Genomic DNA, 14,533 nt, shown 5'->3' on the forward strand with positions numbered 1-14,533 from the left:
CCCCGAACCAAAGGGGGAAGCATGAGTTTCGAGACGATTTCCGAACGTGGTCTGGTCATTCTGGGATGCGGTCGCATGGGCGGCGCGATCCTCGAGGGCCTTCTGAAGGGCGGTCTGCCCGCGAACGCCGTCTGGGTCATCGACCCGAATCCCTCCGGCTGGCTCACGGGCACCGGCGTTCATCTCAACACCGAATTGCCGGCCGAGCCTGCGGTCGTCCTGCTCGCGGTGAAGCCGCAGATGATGGCCGATGCGCTGCCGCAACTTCAGGCGATGGCGGGAGGCGATACGCTCTTCGTGACGGTGGCCGCCGGGATCACCATGGAAGGATATGAGCGGATGCTCGGGGGCGAGACCCGCCTCGTGCGCGCCATGCCCAACACCCCGGCCGCGATCGGGCGCGGCGTGACCGCGATCGTCGGCAACCCGAAGGCGATGACGGGCGATCTCGATACGGCCGAGGCGCTGATGTCGGCGGTGGGCCAGGTCGTGCGGCTTGAAAACGAAGGGCAGATGGATGCGGTGATCGGGGTCTCGGGCTCGGGGCCCGCCTACGTCTTCCACCTGATTGAGGTGATGGCCGCGGCGGGCGAGGCCGAAGGGCTCGCGCCCGAACTGGCGCTGCAACTCGCGAAGGCCACGGTGGCGGGCGCGGGCGCGCTGGCCGAGCAAAGCGACGAGACGCCCTCGAAGCTGCGCGAGAACGTCACCTCCCCGGGCGGCACGACCGCGGCCGCGCTCGAGGTGCTGATGGACCCGCAAACCGGGATGCCGCCGCTGATGCGCCGCGCCGTCGCGGCCAATATCGCGCGCAACCGGGAGCTGGGGAAATGACAATCAGCTTCGACGATTTCCTGAAGGTCGATATCCGGGTCGGCCGTATCGTGAAGGCAGAGCCCTTCCCCGAGGCGCGCAAACCCGCGATCAAGCTCTGGGTGGATTACGGCGACGAGATCGGGGTGAAGAAAAGTTCGGCCCAGATCACCACCCATTACAGCCCCGACGACCTCGTGGGCCGTCAGGTTCTGGGCGTCGTCAATTTCCCGCCGCGCCAGATCGGCCCCTTCATGTCCGAGGCTCTGGTGCTCGGCATCCCGGATGCCGATGGCGAGGTGGTTCTGCTGCGTCCCGATCAGGACGTGCCGATCGGTGGAAGGATGTTCTGATGAAATTGCTGGTGACCCGAAAACTGACCGACGCGGTCGAGGCCCGAGTGGCCCGCGAATTCGACGCAACCTTCCGCAACGGCGCGGCCCCGATGAGCGAAGAGGAAGCGCATCAGGCGCTTGCCGATTACGATGCGCTTCTCGTGACGTTGGGCGACAAGCTCAGCGCGACCGCCTTTGCCGACATGCCGCGCGCGAAGATCGTCGCGAATTTCGGCGTCGGTTACAATCATATCGACGTCGCTGCGGCGCAGGCGAAGGGCCTCACCGTGACCAATACGCCCGGCGCCGTGACCGATGCGACCGCCGATATCGCGGTGATGCTGATCCTGATGAGTGCGCGGCGTGCCAGCGCGGGGGAACGCTTCGTACGCCGGGGCGACTGGACCGGCTGGACGCCGACGCAATTCCTTGGCCATCACGTCTCGGGCAAGCGCGTGGGCATCGTCGGCATGGGACGGATCGGCACGGCGATCGCGAAGCGCTGCCATTACGGCTTCGGCATGGAGGTTCTCTTCACCAAGCGCACCCCCCTGCCCGACCCGGGCCTGCCCGCCCGCCAGGTGGAACAGGACGAATTGTTGAAATCCTGCGATTTCGTCGTCGTCGCCGTGCCCGCAAGCCCTGCGACGCATCACCTGATCGGCGCGGAGGAGATCGCAAAAATGCAATCTCACGCCCACCTCATCAACATCGCCCGCGGCGATATCGTGGACGAGGCCGCGCTGATCGCGGCGCTGCAGGAAAACCGGATCGCAGGCGCGGGGCTCGATGTCTATGAGCGTGAGCCCTATGTGCCCGAGGCTCTGCGCGAGATGGAGAACGTGACGCTGCTGCCCCATCTGGGCACCGCGGCGCTTGAGGTGCGCGACGCGATGGGCCATATGGCGGTCGACAATCTCGTGGCCTTTCGCGACGGCAAGGAGCCTCCCAACCGGGTGAGCGCTTGACCTTTGCCCTCCTTGGCCGGACTGTCGGTCAAGGAGGAAGCGATGCATCAAGCCGTCATCACCGGAACCGGGGTCTTCACCCCCGAGAACGTCATCACCAATGCGGAACTGGTCGCGGCCTTCAACGCCTATGCCGACCGGTTCAACGCCGAGAACGCCGAGGCGATCGCATCGGGAGAGATCGCGCCGAAGGAGCACAGTTCCGAGGAGTTCATCCTCAAGGCTTCCGGCATCGAACAGCGCTACGTGATGGACAAGGAAGGCGTGCTCGATCCCGCACGGATGTATCCGCGACTGCGCCAGCGCTCGGATGACGAGCCCTCGATCATGGCCGAAATCGCGCTGGATGCCTGCCACAAGGCGCTCGAGATGGCGGGCCGCAACGGGGAGGACGTCGACCTCGTGATCTGTGCGGCGTCGAACATGGAACGCCCCTACCCGGCCATCGCAATCGAGATCCAGAAACTGCTCGGCGCGGGCGGCTTTGCCTTCGACATGAACGTGGCATGTTCCTCGGCCACATTCGGTATCCAGGCCGCGGCCGACATGGTCCGGACTGGCTCGGTGCGCCGCGCGCTGGTGGTGAACCCGGAGATCACCTCCGGGCATCTCGAATGGCGCGACCGCGACTGCCATTTCATCTTCGGCGATGTCGCGACCGCCACCCTGATCGAACGGCGCGAGGATGCGCCCCACGGTTTCCTGATCCGCTCGACCCGCTGCGCCACCGAATTCTCGAACAACATCCGCAACAATAACGGCTTCCTGCGCCGCAGTCGGCCCGACGGCGTGGCCGACCGGCGCGACATGCAGTTCATGCAGGAGGGCCGGAAGGTCTTCAAGGAAGTGATGCCGCTGGTCGCCGGGCATATCCTCGGGCACCTGTCGGAAACCGGCGTGAAACCCGAAGACCTGCGCCGTCTGTGGCTCCATCAGGCGAACAAGACGATGAACGATTTCCTGGGCCGCAAGGTTCTGGGCCGCGAGCCGGAGCCGGGCGAACAGCCCAACATCCTGCAGGATTACGCCAACACCTCTTCGGCCGGGTCGATCATTGCATTTGCCAAGTATTCCGACGATTTCACGCCCGGCGATCTGGGTGTGATCTGCTCCTTCGGTGCGGGCTACTCGGTGGGGTCGATCGTGGTCGAACGGATCTAGCGGCCGGTCTCGGCCAGGTCCTCGCCCATCGCGGCGCGCCAATGCCGGCGGCACAGGCTGACATAGGTCTCGTTGCCGCCGATCTGGACCTGATCGCCGTCGCGAAGGGCCTGCCCGTCCGGTCCCATACGCACCACCATCGTCGCCTTCTTGCCGCAATGGCAGATCGTGCGAACCTCGCGCATCTCGTCGGCCAGAGCGAGAAGCGCGGCGGAGCCGGGGAAAAGCTTGCCCTGGAAGTCCACCCGCAGCCCGTAGCACATCACAGGCACGTGCAGATCGTCGACCGCGCGGGCCAGTTGCCAGACCTGCTCCTCAGTAAGAAATTGCGCTTCATCGACAAAAATGCAGGCACAGGGGCCCGCATCGAGCTTCGACTTGATCATTTCGAACATATCGGTCTCGACATCGAACGAGGCAGCCTCCGCCCCGATTCCGATCCGGCTCGCGATCCGGCCGGCCCCCGCGCGATCATCGAGGCGGGCCGTGACGAGCAGAGTCTGCATCCCGCGCTCGATATAGTTATGGGAGGCCTGCAAGAGGATCGTGCTCTTGCCTGCATTCATGGTCGAGTAGTGGAAATAGAGCTTGGCCATGGCCTGAAATAGCCCGTGCATCAGGGCGGGGCAAGGCTCCACCGGGCGGCATTTCTTCCGCCCGGCGGAGCCCGCCGCCCCGGGTTTGAAGGGGTTGATGCCCGGGGCGAACTCGCAATTCGCCGTCGGCTTTCTCCGCGCCGTCCGACAGTAATCATGTGACAAATTTTCGACTTCGGCTTTAATGGGAAAGCAGTGACAGCTTTCCCCCTCGGAGACACAGAATGAGCGACCGCATCGGCTCCTACCTCAAGAAACACAGCGAAGCTCTGGTGAAGGAGATCGGGATCGAGAAGGCTGCGGAGATCTGCGGCAAGTCGAAAGCGACGCTCGGCCGGTACTACTCGAACGACCCGGACAATGCCGAGAGGTACATGCCGGTCGACGTGGCGGCGCGGCTCGAGGCGGAAGCGGATTTCCCTCACATGACGGTGGCGCTCGCCGATCTCGCCGGTGTCACCGTGAGCTGGAACGAGGCCAACCGGAATGCCTCGGAGGGCAATATAAATTCCGACGTCGTTGCGCTGAGCCAGCGCTTCGCGATGCTGATGGCCGAATATCACCTCTCGATCGCCGACGGGACGATCAGCCTCAACGAGGCCAAGCGGATGCTGAAGGAAGCGCAGGCGCTGCAGGAGGTCCTGCTCCAGGTGAAGCTGAAGCTCGAGGAAGGCGCGACCCTCTAGGGCCGGTCGGCGCTGTCCATTCAGATCGTGACGGGGCCGTCATTGAGCAGCGCGACCTTCATGTCCGCGCCGAATTCACCGGTCCCGACCGGCAGGCCGAGTTTTCCCAGATGGTTCGCGAACTGCTCGTAGAGATGCTTGCCCTCCTCGGGCGGCGCGGCGGCGGAAAAGCCCGGACGGTTGCCGCGCGACGTGTCGGCGGCGAGGGTGAACTGGCTCACGACGAGGCAGGCCCCACCCACATCACCGACCGACAGGTTCATCTTCCCCGCCTCGTCCTTGAAGATGCGCAGCTTGGAGACGCGCTCGGCGAGTTTCATCGCCGCAGCCTCGTCATCGCCCGCCATCGCACAGACGAGGATCAGCAGCCCCTGTTCGATTTCTGCAATTCTTTGCCCCGAAACCGTCACCGAGGCACTGGAAACCCGTTGGATCAGTGCTCTCATGCGAGCTCCTCGGCCCAGGGCGGGTTGGCCCCGGCGCGGCTCACGACGACGGCCGCGGCCGCGACGCCCAGTTCGAGGCAGGCGCGCATCAGGCTCTCATCGGCGGCGGCGATCGCCGCCTTGTCGAGCGCCCCGGCGCGCTCAAGCGCCGCGAGCACGCCGGCATTGAACGTATCCCCGGCGCCCACCGTGTCGACCACCTCGACCTTGCGCGCGGGCACGAAGACCTCCTGCCCGGCCGCGAAGCCATGCGCGCCGGTGGCGCCCTCGGTGACGAAGACCAGCTTGGGACCGCGTTCGAGAAGACCCCGCGCGAGATCGGCGATGGTGCCCGATCCGTCGAGCCAGCGCAGATCCTCGTCGGAGAGCTTCACGATATCGGCCACGGCGATCATCCGGTCGAGCCGCGCGCGATAGGCGGCCTCGTCGCGGATGAAACCGGGCCGGATATTCGGGTCGATCATTGTGAGCCGCCTCGGCGCCTCGCGCAGCATCAGCGCCTCATAGGCCGCCCCGCAGGGATCGACGGGGAGCGAGATGCCCCCGAAGAACATCGCGCTCACCTCGGCCGGGATCTCGGGAATATCCTCGATCCGCAGCATCCGGCCGGCGGTATTCTCGTCGTAGAAAGCATAGCTCGCATGGCCGTCCGTCAGCGTCACGAAAGCAAGCGTGGTAGGCCGGTCGGAACGCACCGCAAGCCCGGCATCGACGCCGCTTTCAGACAGCGAGCGGATCAGCATCTGGCCGAACAGATCCTCGGAGAGCCCCGACAGGAAGCCCGACCGCGCACCAAGGCGCCCCAGGGCGATCGCGGTGTTGAACACCGCCCCGCCCGGATAGGGCGCGAAACCCGCCTCTCCTTGCGCCGTCTCCCGCGGCAGCATGTCGATCAGCGCTTCGCCACAGCTCAGGATCATCGGGGCCTCCTCGCCTTGATATCGCTAACACAGCTACACGCACGGGGTGCGACGGGCAATCCCCTGCCCCTCGGATCAGGCTTTCGTAGGGCCGCCGGTCGGACGGTTGCGCCCTTCGACGAGCCATGCGCCGAGGGTGAGGAGCCCGGCGAGCAAGAGCCAGGCCCAGGCGGGCAGCACGGGCTGGACACGGATATCCGTCGTCGCGCTCGCCCCGCGCGGGGTGATCCCGATCCAGCCGCGCCCCGCCGAGGGACGCCCGGCGCGCACCTCGCGGATACGCGGGATGCCCTCCTCGAGCCGGGTCACGCCACCCCCCGAGGCCTCGACGGCCTTGGCGAGCGGATCGCCGCTCGCGATGGTCTGCTCGAATTCGCGCGGGCTGGCAGGGCCCATCGCGACGACCCGCTCGAGATCGCCGTCGCGCAGGCGGTAGAGCCCCGGCTCGGGCGCGGTCCAACGCGTGGTGAAACGGCCCGGTGCGGTTTCCGAAAGCGTGACCTCTTCGGTCGATCCATCCGGCAGCGTGATCGTGACCGGGGGAACCGTGTCCTTCATCGACCGCCGCACGATCCGCATCGAAAGCGCGCCCGGGTCGATCTCGGCATAGAGCGCCTCTTCCTCCAGCTCGGGTTCCTTCATCTCCCAATGGGCGATCCGGCGCAGCAATTCGAGCTGCGGCCCGCCCCCGTCATAGCCCCGATCCCAGAGCCAGGCCTGATCCGAGGCGAGAAGGGCCACGCGCCCCTTGCCCTCGCGCGACAGCACGAGGAGCGGCTTTCCCTCCGCCCCCGACATAACGACCTCGCCGGTCGGGTCGGAAAGCTCGATCTGGCGCAGCCAGTGGCCCCAATGCGGCCCCTTGTCCTCGCCCTCCCCTTCGGGTTTCGGCGCCCCCTTGAGGCCCGCGGTGACCGGATGGCGCAGACCCAGTTCGGTCGGGCGCGGCAGGAAGCTTTCGGACATCACGCGGCCGGTGGGGCGCGCGGGCATGATGGTGCCGAGACTGGTCTGGAAGAGGCTCTCGACGGTCGCGAATTCCGGCCCGGCGGCGACGAGGATCGCGCCCCCGCGCTCGACGTAATCCTTGATATTGTCGAAATAGGCCGAGGGCAGGATACCGCGCGCGCCGTAGCGGTCGAAGATGATCAGGTCGAACTCGTCGATCTTGTCGATGAAGAGTTCCTGCGTCGGGAAGGCGATCAGCGAGAGCTCCGACACCGGCACGCCGTCCTGCTTCTCCGGCGGGCGCAGGATGGTGAAATGCACCAGATCCACGCCGGCATCCGACTTGAGAAGATTGCGCCAGGTACGCTCGCCCGCATGGGGTTCGCCCGAGACGAGAAGCACCCGCAACCGGTCGCGTACCCCGTTGATCTGCACGGTGGCGGTGTTGTTGCGGTCGGTCAGCTCGCCCTTGGTAGGCGCAAGCGTGAACTGCACCACGTTCTGTCCGCCATGTTCGAGCGTCAGCGGCAGTTCCAGATCGCGATTGGTGCGCACCGTATATTTCTTCGGGTTCTTGCCATCGATCGAGATCGTCAGATCGGCGGTGCCATTGGTCGAAGAGGGCACCGCGCCCATATCCTCGATCTTCAGCTTGATCGAGGTTTCCTCGCCGATGATGCCGAAGGTCGGCGCGGTCTCGATCAGGACGCGGCGGTCCCAGTCGGTGCGCTTGCCGGTCAGCAGCAGTTGCAGCGGCGCGGGAAGATCCGGCGCGAGTTGCGCATCATGCGCCTGACCGTCGGTGACCATCAGCGCCCCCGCCACCCGCGCGCGCGGCTCGGAGGCAAGCGCCTCGGCGAGTGCGGAGCCCAGCTCCGTGCCCGCATTGTCGGCCCCGTCCGGTACCGTGATCCGGCGCGTCTCGACATTGGGCATCGCGTCGAGCTGGGCCTGAAGGGAAGCCACCGCCTGATCGGTCTGCTGCGCCCGGTCCGAGAGCCGCTGTGAGGCGGATCGGTCGTCGATCAGCAGCACGATATCGGACAGCGGCGTCGTTTCCTCGCGTTGCAGCGAAGGCTGCACGATCGCGGCAAGCAGAACCAGCGCGGCGAGCGCGCGCAACGCCCAGCCCCGCAGCCCGCGCCAGAGCGCGAGAACGAGGAAGACGCCCGCCACGGCAGCCGCGCCCCAGATCACCGGCCAAGGCAGCAGCGGCGCGAAGATGATCGACAGCCCGTTCATTGCCCCAGCCTTTCCAGCAGCGCGGGCACATGGACCTGGTCGGATTTGTAGTTGCCGGTGAGCACATGCATGATCAGGTTCACCCCGAACCGGTTCGCGATCTCGCGTTGACGCTCGCCGGTGCGGCCGCGCCCGACCGGGAACATCGGCAGCCCGCGATCGTCGATCGCCCAGGCCTCGGCCCAGTCATTGCCCCCGATCACCACCGGGGTTACCCCGTCATTGAGGTTGCGAAACGGCATGCCCTCGGCACGCACCGCATCGGGCGGCGGTGCCTCGACCCAGATCGTGCCGTCATAGCGGCCGGGGAAATCCTGCAGCAGGTAGAAGGTGCGGGTGAGCACATGATCGGCGGGGATCGGCGCGAGCGGCGGGATGTCGAGCGGGGCGGCGAGCGCCTGCAAGCGTTTGCCCGCGGGCGTGGCCGTCCCGAAGCCCGAGACATCGGCATCGCGCGTGTCGAAGAGGATCATGCCGCCCCCGCGCAGATAGCGATTGAGCTTGGCATATTCGGTCGGCGAGGGTGCGGGCTGATCGGCGGTGATCGGCCAGTAGATGAAGGTATAGACGGCCAGATCGTCGTTCTGCAGGTCCACCATCATCGGGGTCGAGGGTTCGACCGTGGTACGGCGGTTGAGCACCTCCGAGAGCCCCTTGAGCCCCGCGATCGAGATCCGGTCCACCTCGGCATCGCCGGTGGGCATCGCGGCCAGCACCACATTCGAGGCGGCCTCGATCGCGCGGGCCTCGCTCATCTCCGCCCGCGCCTGCGGCGGCGCCAAACCGGCAAGCGCGAGCGCGGCCGCAAGGCTCGCCACCTTCACCGCGCGCGGCCCCCACAGCTTGCCCGACAGCGCGAGCGTGGCGAGGATGTCGAGCAGAAGCGCCCCGAGCGCCGCCCCCAGAAGCCACCCCTTGAACGGCATCTCGCGCTGTTCGGCGGCACCTTCGACGGGCACATTGGCGGGCCAGCTCGCAGGCTCCAGAGTCGCATCGCGCGGCACCGCATTGAGAGCGACCGAGCGTTCCTCGGCGGTGTAGATCCCCGGGCGCAACTTCGGGCCGGGCAGGCCCTTCGCCAGCTCTTCGCCGGGCACGCCCGCAGCATCGCCGGCATCCTGCAACCGCCCGAAGCCGTCGAGCAGCTTCTGCGGCACCCAGGTCTGCCCGGCGAGATCGGCTACTTCGGGAACCGCCGGGCGCGCCGAGACCGCGAGCCGTTCGAGCATCTGCGGGAACAGCACCGAGAGCGGCAGCGAGGACCATTCGGCATTCGCGCTGACATGGAACAGCACGACCGCGCCCTGCCCCATCTTCGCGCGGGTCACGAGCGGCGTGCCATCGGTCAGCGCCGCGATCGTATGTTCGGCAAGATCGGGGGCGGGTTCGGCCATGACCTGCGCCTTCACCGTCACGTCCCCGGGCACCTCGAGCCCCGCGAAGGGCGAGCCCTCGGGAAAGGGCGCGATGGCGCGCGGATCGCCCCAGCTCATCGTCCCCCCGATCGAGCGGCCGCCCGCGCGCAGTCGCACCGGCAAGAGCGTGTCGGTTTCGAGATCGGCATTGGCCATGCGCGGCCCGGCGAAGCGGATCAGCAACCCGCCCTTCTCGACCCAGTCCTTGAGCTTCGCCTGTTCGGGCAGATCGGCCATGTCGGCGAGGATGATCACGTCGGGATCGGCCCCCAGCACGTCGGCGAGCGTGCCGTCGATGAGGTCGGCGCTCGGCGCGAGGGCCTGATGCAGGTAATGCGTGGGCGAGAGCAATTCGAGCCCTTCGCGGTCGCGCGCGCCCGACAGGATCGCGACCTTGCGCCGCTTCACCGCGTCGTCGGTCAGGCTCACCGCGCCGGCCGAGCGGATGCCGGTGATCTCGAAGCGGGTGATCCGGTTGCGCAGCTCGGGCGGCAGCTCGAAACGCAATTCAGCCTCGGTCTTGCCGCCGAAATCGAGCGGCAGGCGGGCCAGTTCGCGCTCCACCCCGGCCGGATCGCGCCCGATCGCGGCGACCTCGCGCGGGGTGGAGAGCACACTGGAGGCGCGCGCGGGCAATATCAGCGCCCCGTCCTCCACCCGCGCCGCACCGAGCGCCAGAACCGGAAGCTGGGGCTGCCAGACCTTCACCGGGCCATGACCTTCGAGCGCCGCGAGAAGCCCAGCGCGCCCGTCCCGCGCCAGACCGTCCGACAGCCAAAGCGTCTCGAAACTCCCCGACGGCAGGTTCGCGCTGTCGAAGCCCTGCGGCGCCCAAGGCTGCGGCTTCAGGCCCGGCAGGCTCTGGATCAGCGCCGCAGGGTCACTGAAGCTGACCTGGGTGGGCGGCGGGTCGGAGAGCGAGATCACCGCGGCCGGGCGCCCCGCCTGCTGCGCCTCCTTCAGGGCCGAAGTCATCCGCTCGAGCCGGCGCGGCCAGTCGCGCGCCGAGGCCCAGCTCCCGTCGGCGATGATCAGGAGCGGCCCGGAACCCGGCTCCGCGCGCTGCGGGTTCAGGACCGGTCCGGCGAAACCGATGATCGCGGCCGCCAGCGCGAGCAGCCGCAGCGCGAGAAGCCACCACGGTGTGCGCGCGGCCTCGACCTCTTCATCCTTGAGCCCTAGGAGCAGCGCGACGCCGGGGAAGCGGCGGCGGATCGGGGCGGGCGGCACCGCGCGCAGGATCAGCCAAAGGATCGGCAACGCGCCGAGCCCCAGCAAGAGCCAGGGCGCGGTGAAACCGACGGGGCCGAGCATCCACATCAGCGCCCCCTCTCCAGCGCGGAATAAAGCCATAGAAGCGCGGCCTGCGCCGGGTCGCCCGTGTGATGGGTCGAGAATTGCCAGCCGGCATTGCGCGCCATCGTGGCGAGCCGGTCCCGTCGCTCGGCCAGGCGTTCCAGATAGCGGCCGCGCAGATCGCCCGCCTTGCGGGTTTCATGCACGAGCCCGCCCGCCATCGACTGGAAGATCGTCCGGCCGTCATAGGGAAAGGCCTCTTCGTCGGGGTCGAGCACCTGCATCATCACGCCCTGCACCCCGCGATCGGCGAGCTGGCCGAGCGCAATTTCCAGCGCGCCGAGATCGCCGAGGAAATCCGACAGGAAGACCGCGCGCGCCTGCGCCGAGATACCCGCGGTTTGCGGCACACCGTAATCCTGCCCGCTCTCGTCGCGTGACAGAAGCCCCGCCAGGGTCATCAATTGCGCGCGTCCGGGACGGGGCGGGGCCATCATGCCCGTCAACCCGACCCGTTCGCCGCCCCGGACCATCAGCACCGCGAGCGCAAGCGCCAGAAGCCGGGCGCGTTCGGATTTCGTCGCCCGTGCGTCGCGTCCGCTCTCGGCCCCGGTGAAGCTCATCGAGGCCGCGTCATCGACCCACAGATGCACCGATTGGGCAAGCTGCCACTCGCGTTCGCGCACATATTGGCTGTCCGAGCGCGCCGAGCGGCGCCAATCGACGAAGCGCAGTTCGTCGCCCGCATGGGCGGGGCGATATTGCCAGAATTCTTCCCCCGTGCCCGCGCGTCTGCGGCCATGCGCGCCCATCTGCACCGTCGCGGCCAGATGTTCGGCGGCCACGAGGAGGGGCGGCAGCGCCGAGGCGGCGAACTCGGCCTCGCGCCGCAGCCCCAACGCGCGCGTCGGGTTATCGGGCAGCGCGGTCAAGCTGCGGCACCGGCCGCTTCCGGACCGGTGACCTCTGCGAGAACATGACCGATCAACTCGGGCAGGGTCTCGCCACGGGCACGCGCGGCGAAGCTCAGCGCCATGCGGTGGATCAGAACCGGGCGTGCCATCGCCTGCACATCCTCGATCGTCGGCGCGAGACGGCCGTTGATCAGCGCCCGTGCGCGCACTGTGAGCATCAGCGCCTGCGCCGCGCGCGGTCCCGGCCCCCAGGCCAGCGCATCGCGCACCGCCGACGAGGCTTCCGCCTCGCGCGGACGGCAGGCCCGCACGAGATCGAGAATCGCATCGACCACCTTCTCGCCGACCGGCATCTGCCGCACGACACCCTGCGCCTCGATCAGTTCCTGCGGGGTGAAGACCGCATGGGCGGCCTCGCTGAGCACGCCGGTCGTCGCGAGCAGGATGTTCTTCTCGGTTTCGCGGTCGGGGTAATCGACATCGATCTGCACGAGGAAGCGGTCGAGCTGCGCCTCGGGCAGGGGATAGGTGCCCTCCTGCTCGATCGGGTTCTGGGTCGCGAGAACGTGGAACGGAGGGCCGAGCGGGCGGTGCTGCCCGGCGATCGTCACCGCGCGCTCCTGCATCGCCTGCAAGAGCGCCGACTGGGTGCGCGGTGAGGCACGGTTGATCTCGTCCGCCATCAGCAACTGGCAGAAGACCGGGCCTTCGAGGAACCGGAAGGCGCGCGAGCCATCCGGCGCGGTTTCCAGCACTTCGGAGCCGAGAATGTCGGCGGGCATCAGGTCGGGCGTGAACTGGATCCGGTTCGAGTTCAGCCCCATCACGGTGGACAGGGTCTCGACCAGAAGCGTCTTGCCGAGCCCCGGAAGCCCCACCAGCAGCGCGTGACCGCCCGAGAGCATCGCCGCGAGCACCAGCTCCACCACCCGGTCCTGCCCGATGAATCGGCGGTCAATCGAGGCCCGCGCCTGCGCCAGCTTCGCGCCGAGGCGCTCGATATCGTTCATCAGCTGTTCGGGCTCGGCCATGACAATCTCCCTGTCGTTCCCTATTCTCTCCAGCAAAGCAGATTACCGCGTTTCAACCAACGGCAAAGATCAGATGACGGATCACAAAGCGACCCCGCCGACACCTTCCCCCACGGCAGAAGGACTGGCCGATGCCGCGCGCAAGGCCACCCGGAAAGGGCCCCCGCCGGTCCATCTGTGGAATCCCCCCTTCTGCGGCGATCTCGACATGGAAATCCGCCGCGACGGCACCTGGTTCTATCTCGGAACGCCCATCGGGCGGGCGCCTCTGGTCCGGCTTTTCGCCTCGATCCTCAAGCTGGAGGACGGCAAGTATTTCCTCGTCACGCCGGTCGAGAAGGTCGGCATCCGGGTCGAGGATGCGCCCTTCATCGCGGTGGATTTCGAAGCGACGGGCAGCGGCGACGCGCAGACGATTCGCTTCGTGACGAATGTCGGCGACGAGGTCACCGCCGATGCCGATCACGCGATCCGGGTCGAGCATTCACCCGAGGGCGAGCCCCGCCCCTATCTCCATGCGCGCCGCGGGCTGGAGGCGCTGATCGACCGCAAGAGCTTCTACCGGCTCGTCGATCTCGCGGTCACCCGCGCCCATGAAGGGCAGGACTGGCTGGGCGTGATCTCGGCAGGCAGTTTCTTCCCGATCCTGCCTGCCGCCGAACTTTGAGACGATCAACCCGCGCTCAATGCGCGGGCTGATCGGCGCATCCCAGACCCGGACGCTCGGGCTCGAGGGTGGCGTGGTGGATCTCGAAACGGTCCGCGAGCATGTGTTTCGCGCGCGAAATCACCGGCGCGTAGTCATGCCCCTCCGCGAGCACCAGATGCGCCTCCACCGAAACCCGGCGTTCGTCGATCTGCCACAGGTGGACGTGATGGACGCTCTCCACCCCGTCGATTTCACCCAGGGCCTGCGAGACCTCGTTGCGATCGGATTCGGGCGGTGCACCGAGCATCAGGATGCGCAGGACCGGCTTCAGGTCGGACAGGACATGCCAGAGGATGAAGACCGAGATCCCGACCGTCAGCACCGGATCGACCAGGCGCCAGTCATAGAGCAGGATCAGGACGCCGCCCACGATCACCGCGACCGAGGCCCCGGCATCGGCGAGATTGTGCAGGAAGGCCGCCCGGATGTTGAGCGAATGCTTCGAGAGCGCGAAGGTCAGCGCCGCGGTGGCCAGGTCGACCACCAGCGCGAGCGAGGCCAGCCAGACCACGATCCAGCCATCCACCTGCGGCGGCGAGATGATCCGACCCACGGCCTCGAAAACGAGCCAGACCGAGATCAGGATCAGCGCGATATAGTTGACGAAAGCGGCGAGCACCTCGGCGCGCGACCAGCCGAAGCTCATCGCGGCATCCGCGCCGCGCCGCGCCAGCCGGCGCGCCCCGAAAGCCAGCACGAGCGCCGCGGCATCGGAGAAATTATGCACCCCGTCGGCCACGAGCGCCATCGAGCCGGCGATCCAGCCGCCGAAGACCTGGGCGAAGGTGAGAACGACGTTCACCACTACCGCGAAGAGAACCCGCCGATCGCCCACATCATCGTTCAGGTGATGGTGGTGGTGATGATGATGGTGGTCATGTGGCATTCCGGCCCGCGCCTTTCCTGTTGCCTCGCGCCCGCTTGGGCGGGGTGAATCTCATTGCTCCTGCGCCGCAAGGTCAATGCGGCTCGGCGCCCGCTCATTGCCGCACCGATACACAGAAGGTTGTGCGTTGTCAGAGCAAGGCAAGTTCACCAAACTGCGAGCAACCG

General features: G+C 67.4%; 14 protein-coding genes. 6 read left to right on the forward strand and 8 right to left on the reverse strand.

What is annotated here, in order from left to right:
- Positions 1-21: 21 nt before the first annotated feature.
- From proC to DW2_RS04690, 4 genes are read left to right on the forward strand one after another with little or no spacing between them, the layout of a single operon-like run.
- Positions 22-834 (forward strand): pyrroline-5-carboxylate reductase, encoded by an 813-nt coding sequence (gene proC, locus DW2_RS04675; RefSeq protein WP_038144177.1) that lies wholly within the window; start codon positions 22-24, stop codon positions 832-834.
- Positions 831-1,166, forward strand: coding sequence for a tRNA-binding protein (locus DW2_RS04680; RefSeq protein ID WP_038144178.1), 336 nt, complete (start codon positions 831-833; stop codon positions 1,164-1,166). The genes proC and DW2_RS04680 overlap by 4 nt, the downstream gene beginning before the upstream one ends.
- Entirely contained in the window at positions 1,166-2,116 is a 951-nt protein-coding gene (locus DW2_RS04685; RefSeq protein ID WP_038144179.1) for a 2-hydroxyacid dehydrogenase, read from the forward strand. The genes DW2_RS04680 and DW2_RS04685 overlap by 1 nt, the downstream gene beginning before the upstream one ends.
- A gap of 42 nt (positions 2,117-2,158) precedes the next feature.
- The gene (locus DW2_RS04690; protein WP_038144180.1) at positions 2,159-3,277 is read left to right on the forward strand and encodes a beta-ketoacyl-ACP synthase III; all 1,119 of its coding nucleotides are present in this window, start codon (positions 2,159-2,161) and stop codon (positions 3,275-3,277) included.
- Here DW2_RS04690 and DW2_RS04695 read toward each other — a convergent pair.
- The gene (locus tag DW2_RS04695; protein WP_038144483.1) at positions 3,274-3,873 is read right to left on the reverse strand and encodes a thymidine kinase; all 600 of its coding nucleotides are present in this window, start codon (positions 3,871-3,873) and stop codon (positions 3,274-3,276) included. The genes DW2_RS04690 and DW2_RS04695 overlap by 4 nt on opposite strands.
- A gap of 224 nt (positions 3,874-4,097) precedes the next feature.
- On the opposite strand from DW2_RS04695, the gene DW2_RS04700 reads away from it, so the two are divergent.
- Positions 4,098-4,559, forward strand: a complete 462-nt coding sequence (locus DW2_RS04700) for a phage regulatory CII family protein (protein ID WP_038144181.1) — start codon at positions 4,098-4,100, stop codon at positions 4,557-4,559.
- A gap of 20 nt (positions 4,560-4,579) precedes the next feature.
- Here the strand turns inward: DW2_RS04700 and dtd are convergent, their stop codons facing one another.
- The 6 genes from dtd to DW2_RS04730 all read right to left on the reverse strand — a co-directional run bounded on the left by dtd (position 4,580) and on the right by DW2_RS04730 (position 12,771).
- Positions 4,580-5,005, reverse strand: a complete 426-nt coding sequence (gene dtd, locus DW2_RS04705; RefSeq protein ID WP_038144182.1) for a D-aminoacyl-tRNA deacylase — start codon at positions 5,003-5,005, stop codon at positions 4,580-4,582.
- Entirely contained in the window at positions 5,002-5,925 is a 924-nt protein-coding gene (locus DW2_RS04710) for a carbohydrate kinase family protein (protein WP_038144183.1), read from the reverse strand. The genes dtd and DW2_RS04710 overlap by 4 nt, the downstream gene beginning before the upstream one ends.
- Before the next feature lie 75 nt (positions 5,926-6,000).
- Positions 6,001-8,115 carry a membrane protein gene (locus DW2_RS04715; RefSeq protein ID WP_038144184.1) on the reverse strand — a complete coding sequence of 705 codons (2,115 nt, stop codon included), beginning with the start codon at positions 8,113-8,115 and terminating at the stop codon, positions 6,001-6,003.
- Entirely contained in the window at positions 8,112-10,850 is a 2,739-nt protein-coding gene (locus DW2_RS04720) for a DUF4159 domain-containing protein (RefSeq protein ID WP_038144185.1), read from the reverse strand. The genes DW2_RS04715 and DW2_RS04720 overlap by 4 nt, the downstream gene beginning before the upstream one ends.
- Positions 10,850-11,758, reverse strand: coding sequence for a DUF58 domain-containing protein (locus tag DW2_RS04725; RefSeq protein WP_420340829.1), 909 nt, complete (start codon positions 11,756-11,758; stop codon positions 10,850-10,852). Before DW2_RS04725 ends, DW2_RS04720 begins: the two co-directional genes overlap by 1 nt.
- Positions 11,755-12,771, reverse strand: a complete 1,017-nt coding sequence (locus DW2_RS04730) for an AAA family ATPase (RefSeq protein ID WP_038144186.1) — start codon at positions 12,769-12,771, stop codon at positions 11,755-11,757. Before DW2_RS04730 ends, DW2_RS04725 begins: the two co-directional genes overlap by 4 nt.
- Before the next feature lie 73 nt (positions 12,772-12,844).
- Between DW2_RS04730 and DW2_RS04735 the strand changes: the two genes are divergently transcribed.
- Positions 12,845-13,438, forward strand: a complete 594-nt coding sequence (locus tag DW2_RS04735; protein WP_051855426.1) for a DUF1285 domain-containing protein — start codon at positions 12,845-12,847, stop codon at positions 13,436-13,438.
- 16 nt (positions 13,439-13,454) lie between these two features.
- On the opposite strand, the gene DW2_RS04740 is transcribed toward DW2_RS04735, so the two are convergent.
- Positions 13,455-14,366, reverse strand: coding sequence for a cation diffusion facilitator family transporter (locus DW2_RS04740; RefSeq protein WP_038144187.1), 912 nt, complete (start codon positions 14,364-14,366; stop codon positions 13,455-13,457).
- Positions 14,367-14,533: the final 167 nt, after the last annotated feature.

It is taken from the genome of Thioclava atlantica (assembly GCF_000737065.1).
Taxonomy (GTDB): Bacteria; Pseudomonadota; Alphaproteobacteria; order Rhodobacterales; family Rhodobacteraceae; genus Thioclava; species Thioclava atlantica.

Coding starts and splice junctions, on each gene's coding strand:
- proC (WP_038144177.1), top strand. CDS start 22: ATGAGTTTCGAGACGATTTCCGAACGTGGTCTGGTCATTCTGGGATGC.
- DW2_RS04680 (WP_038144178.1), top strand. CDS start 831: ATGACAATCAGCTTCGACGATTTCCTGAAGGTCGATATCCGGGTCGGC.
- DW2_RS04685 (WP_038144179.1), top strand. CDS start 1,166: ATGAAATTGCTGGTGACCCGAAAACTGACCGACGCGGTCGAGGCCCGA.
- DW2_RS04690 (WP_038144180.1), top strand. CDS start 2,159: ATGCATCAAGCCGTCATCACCGGAACCGGGGTCTTCACCCCCGAGAAC.
- DW2_RS04695 (WP_038144483.1), bottom strand. CDS start 3,873: ATGGCCAAGCTCTATTTCCACTACTCGACCATGAATGCAGGCAAGAGC.
- DW2_RS04700 (WP_038144181.1), top strand. CDS start 4,098: ATGAGCGACCGCATCGGCTCCTACCTCAAGAAACACAGCGAAGCTCTG.
- dtd (WP_038144182.1), bottom strand. CDS start 5,005: ATGAGAGCACTGATCCAACGGGTTTCCAGTGCCTCGGTGACGGTTTCG.
- DW2_RS04710 (WP_038144183.1), bottom strand. CDS start 5,925: ATGATCCTGAGCTGTGGCGAAGCGCTGATCGACATGCTGCCGCGGGAG.
- DW2_RS04715 (WP_038144184.1), bottom strand. CDS start 8,115: ATGAACGGGCTGTCGATCATCTTCGCGCCGCTGCTGCCTTGGCCGGTG.
- DW2_RS04720 (WP_038144185.1), bottom strand. CDS start 10,850: ATGTGGATGCTCGGCCCCGTCGGTTTCACCGCGCCCTGGCTCTTGCTG.
- DW2_RS04730 (WP_038144186.1), bottom strand. CDS start 12,771: ATGGCCGAGCCCGAACAGCTGATGAACGATATCGAGCGCCTCGGCGCG.
- DW2_RS04735 (WP_051855426.1), top strand. CDS start 12,845: ATGACGGATCACAAAGCGACCCCGCCGACACCTTCCCCCACGGCAGAA.
- DW2_RS04740 (WP_038144187.1), bottom strand. CDS start 14,366: ATGCCACATGACCACCATCATCATCACCACCACCATCACCTGAACGAT.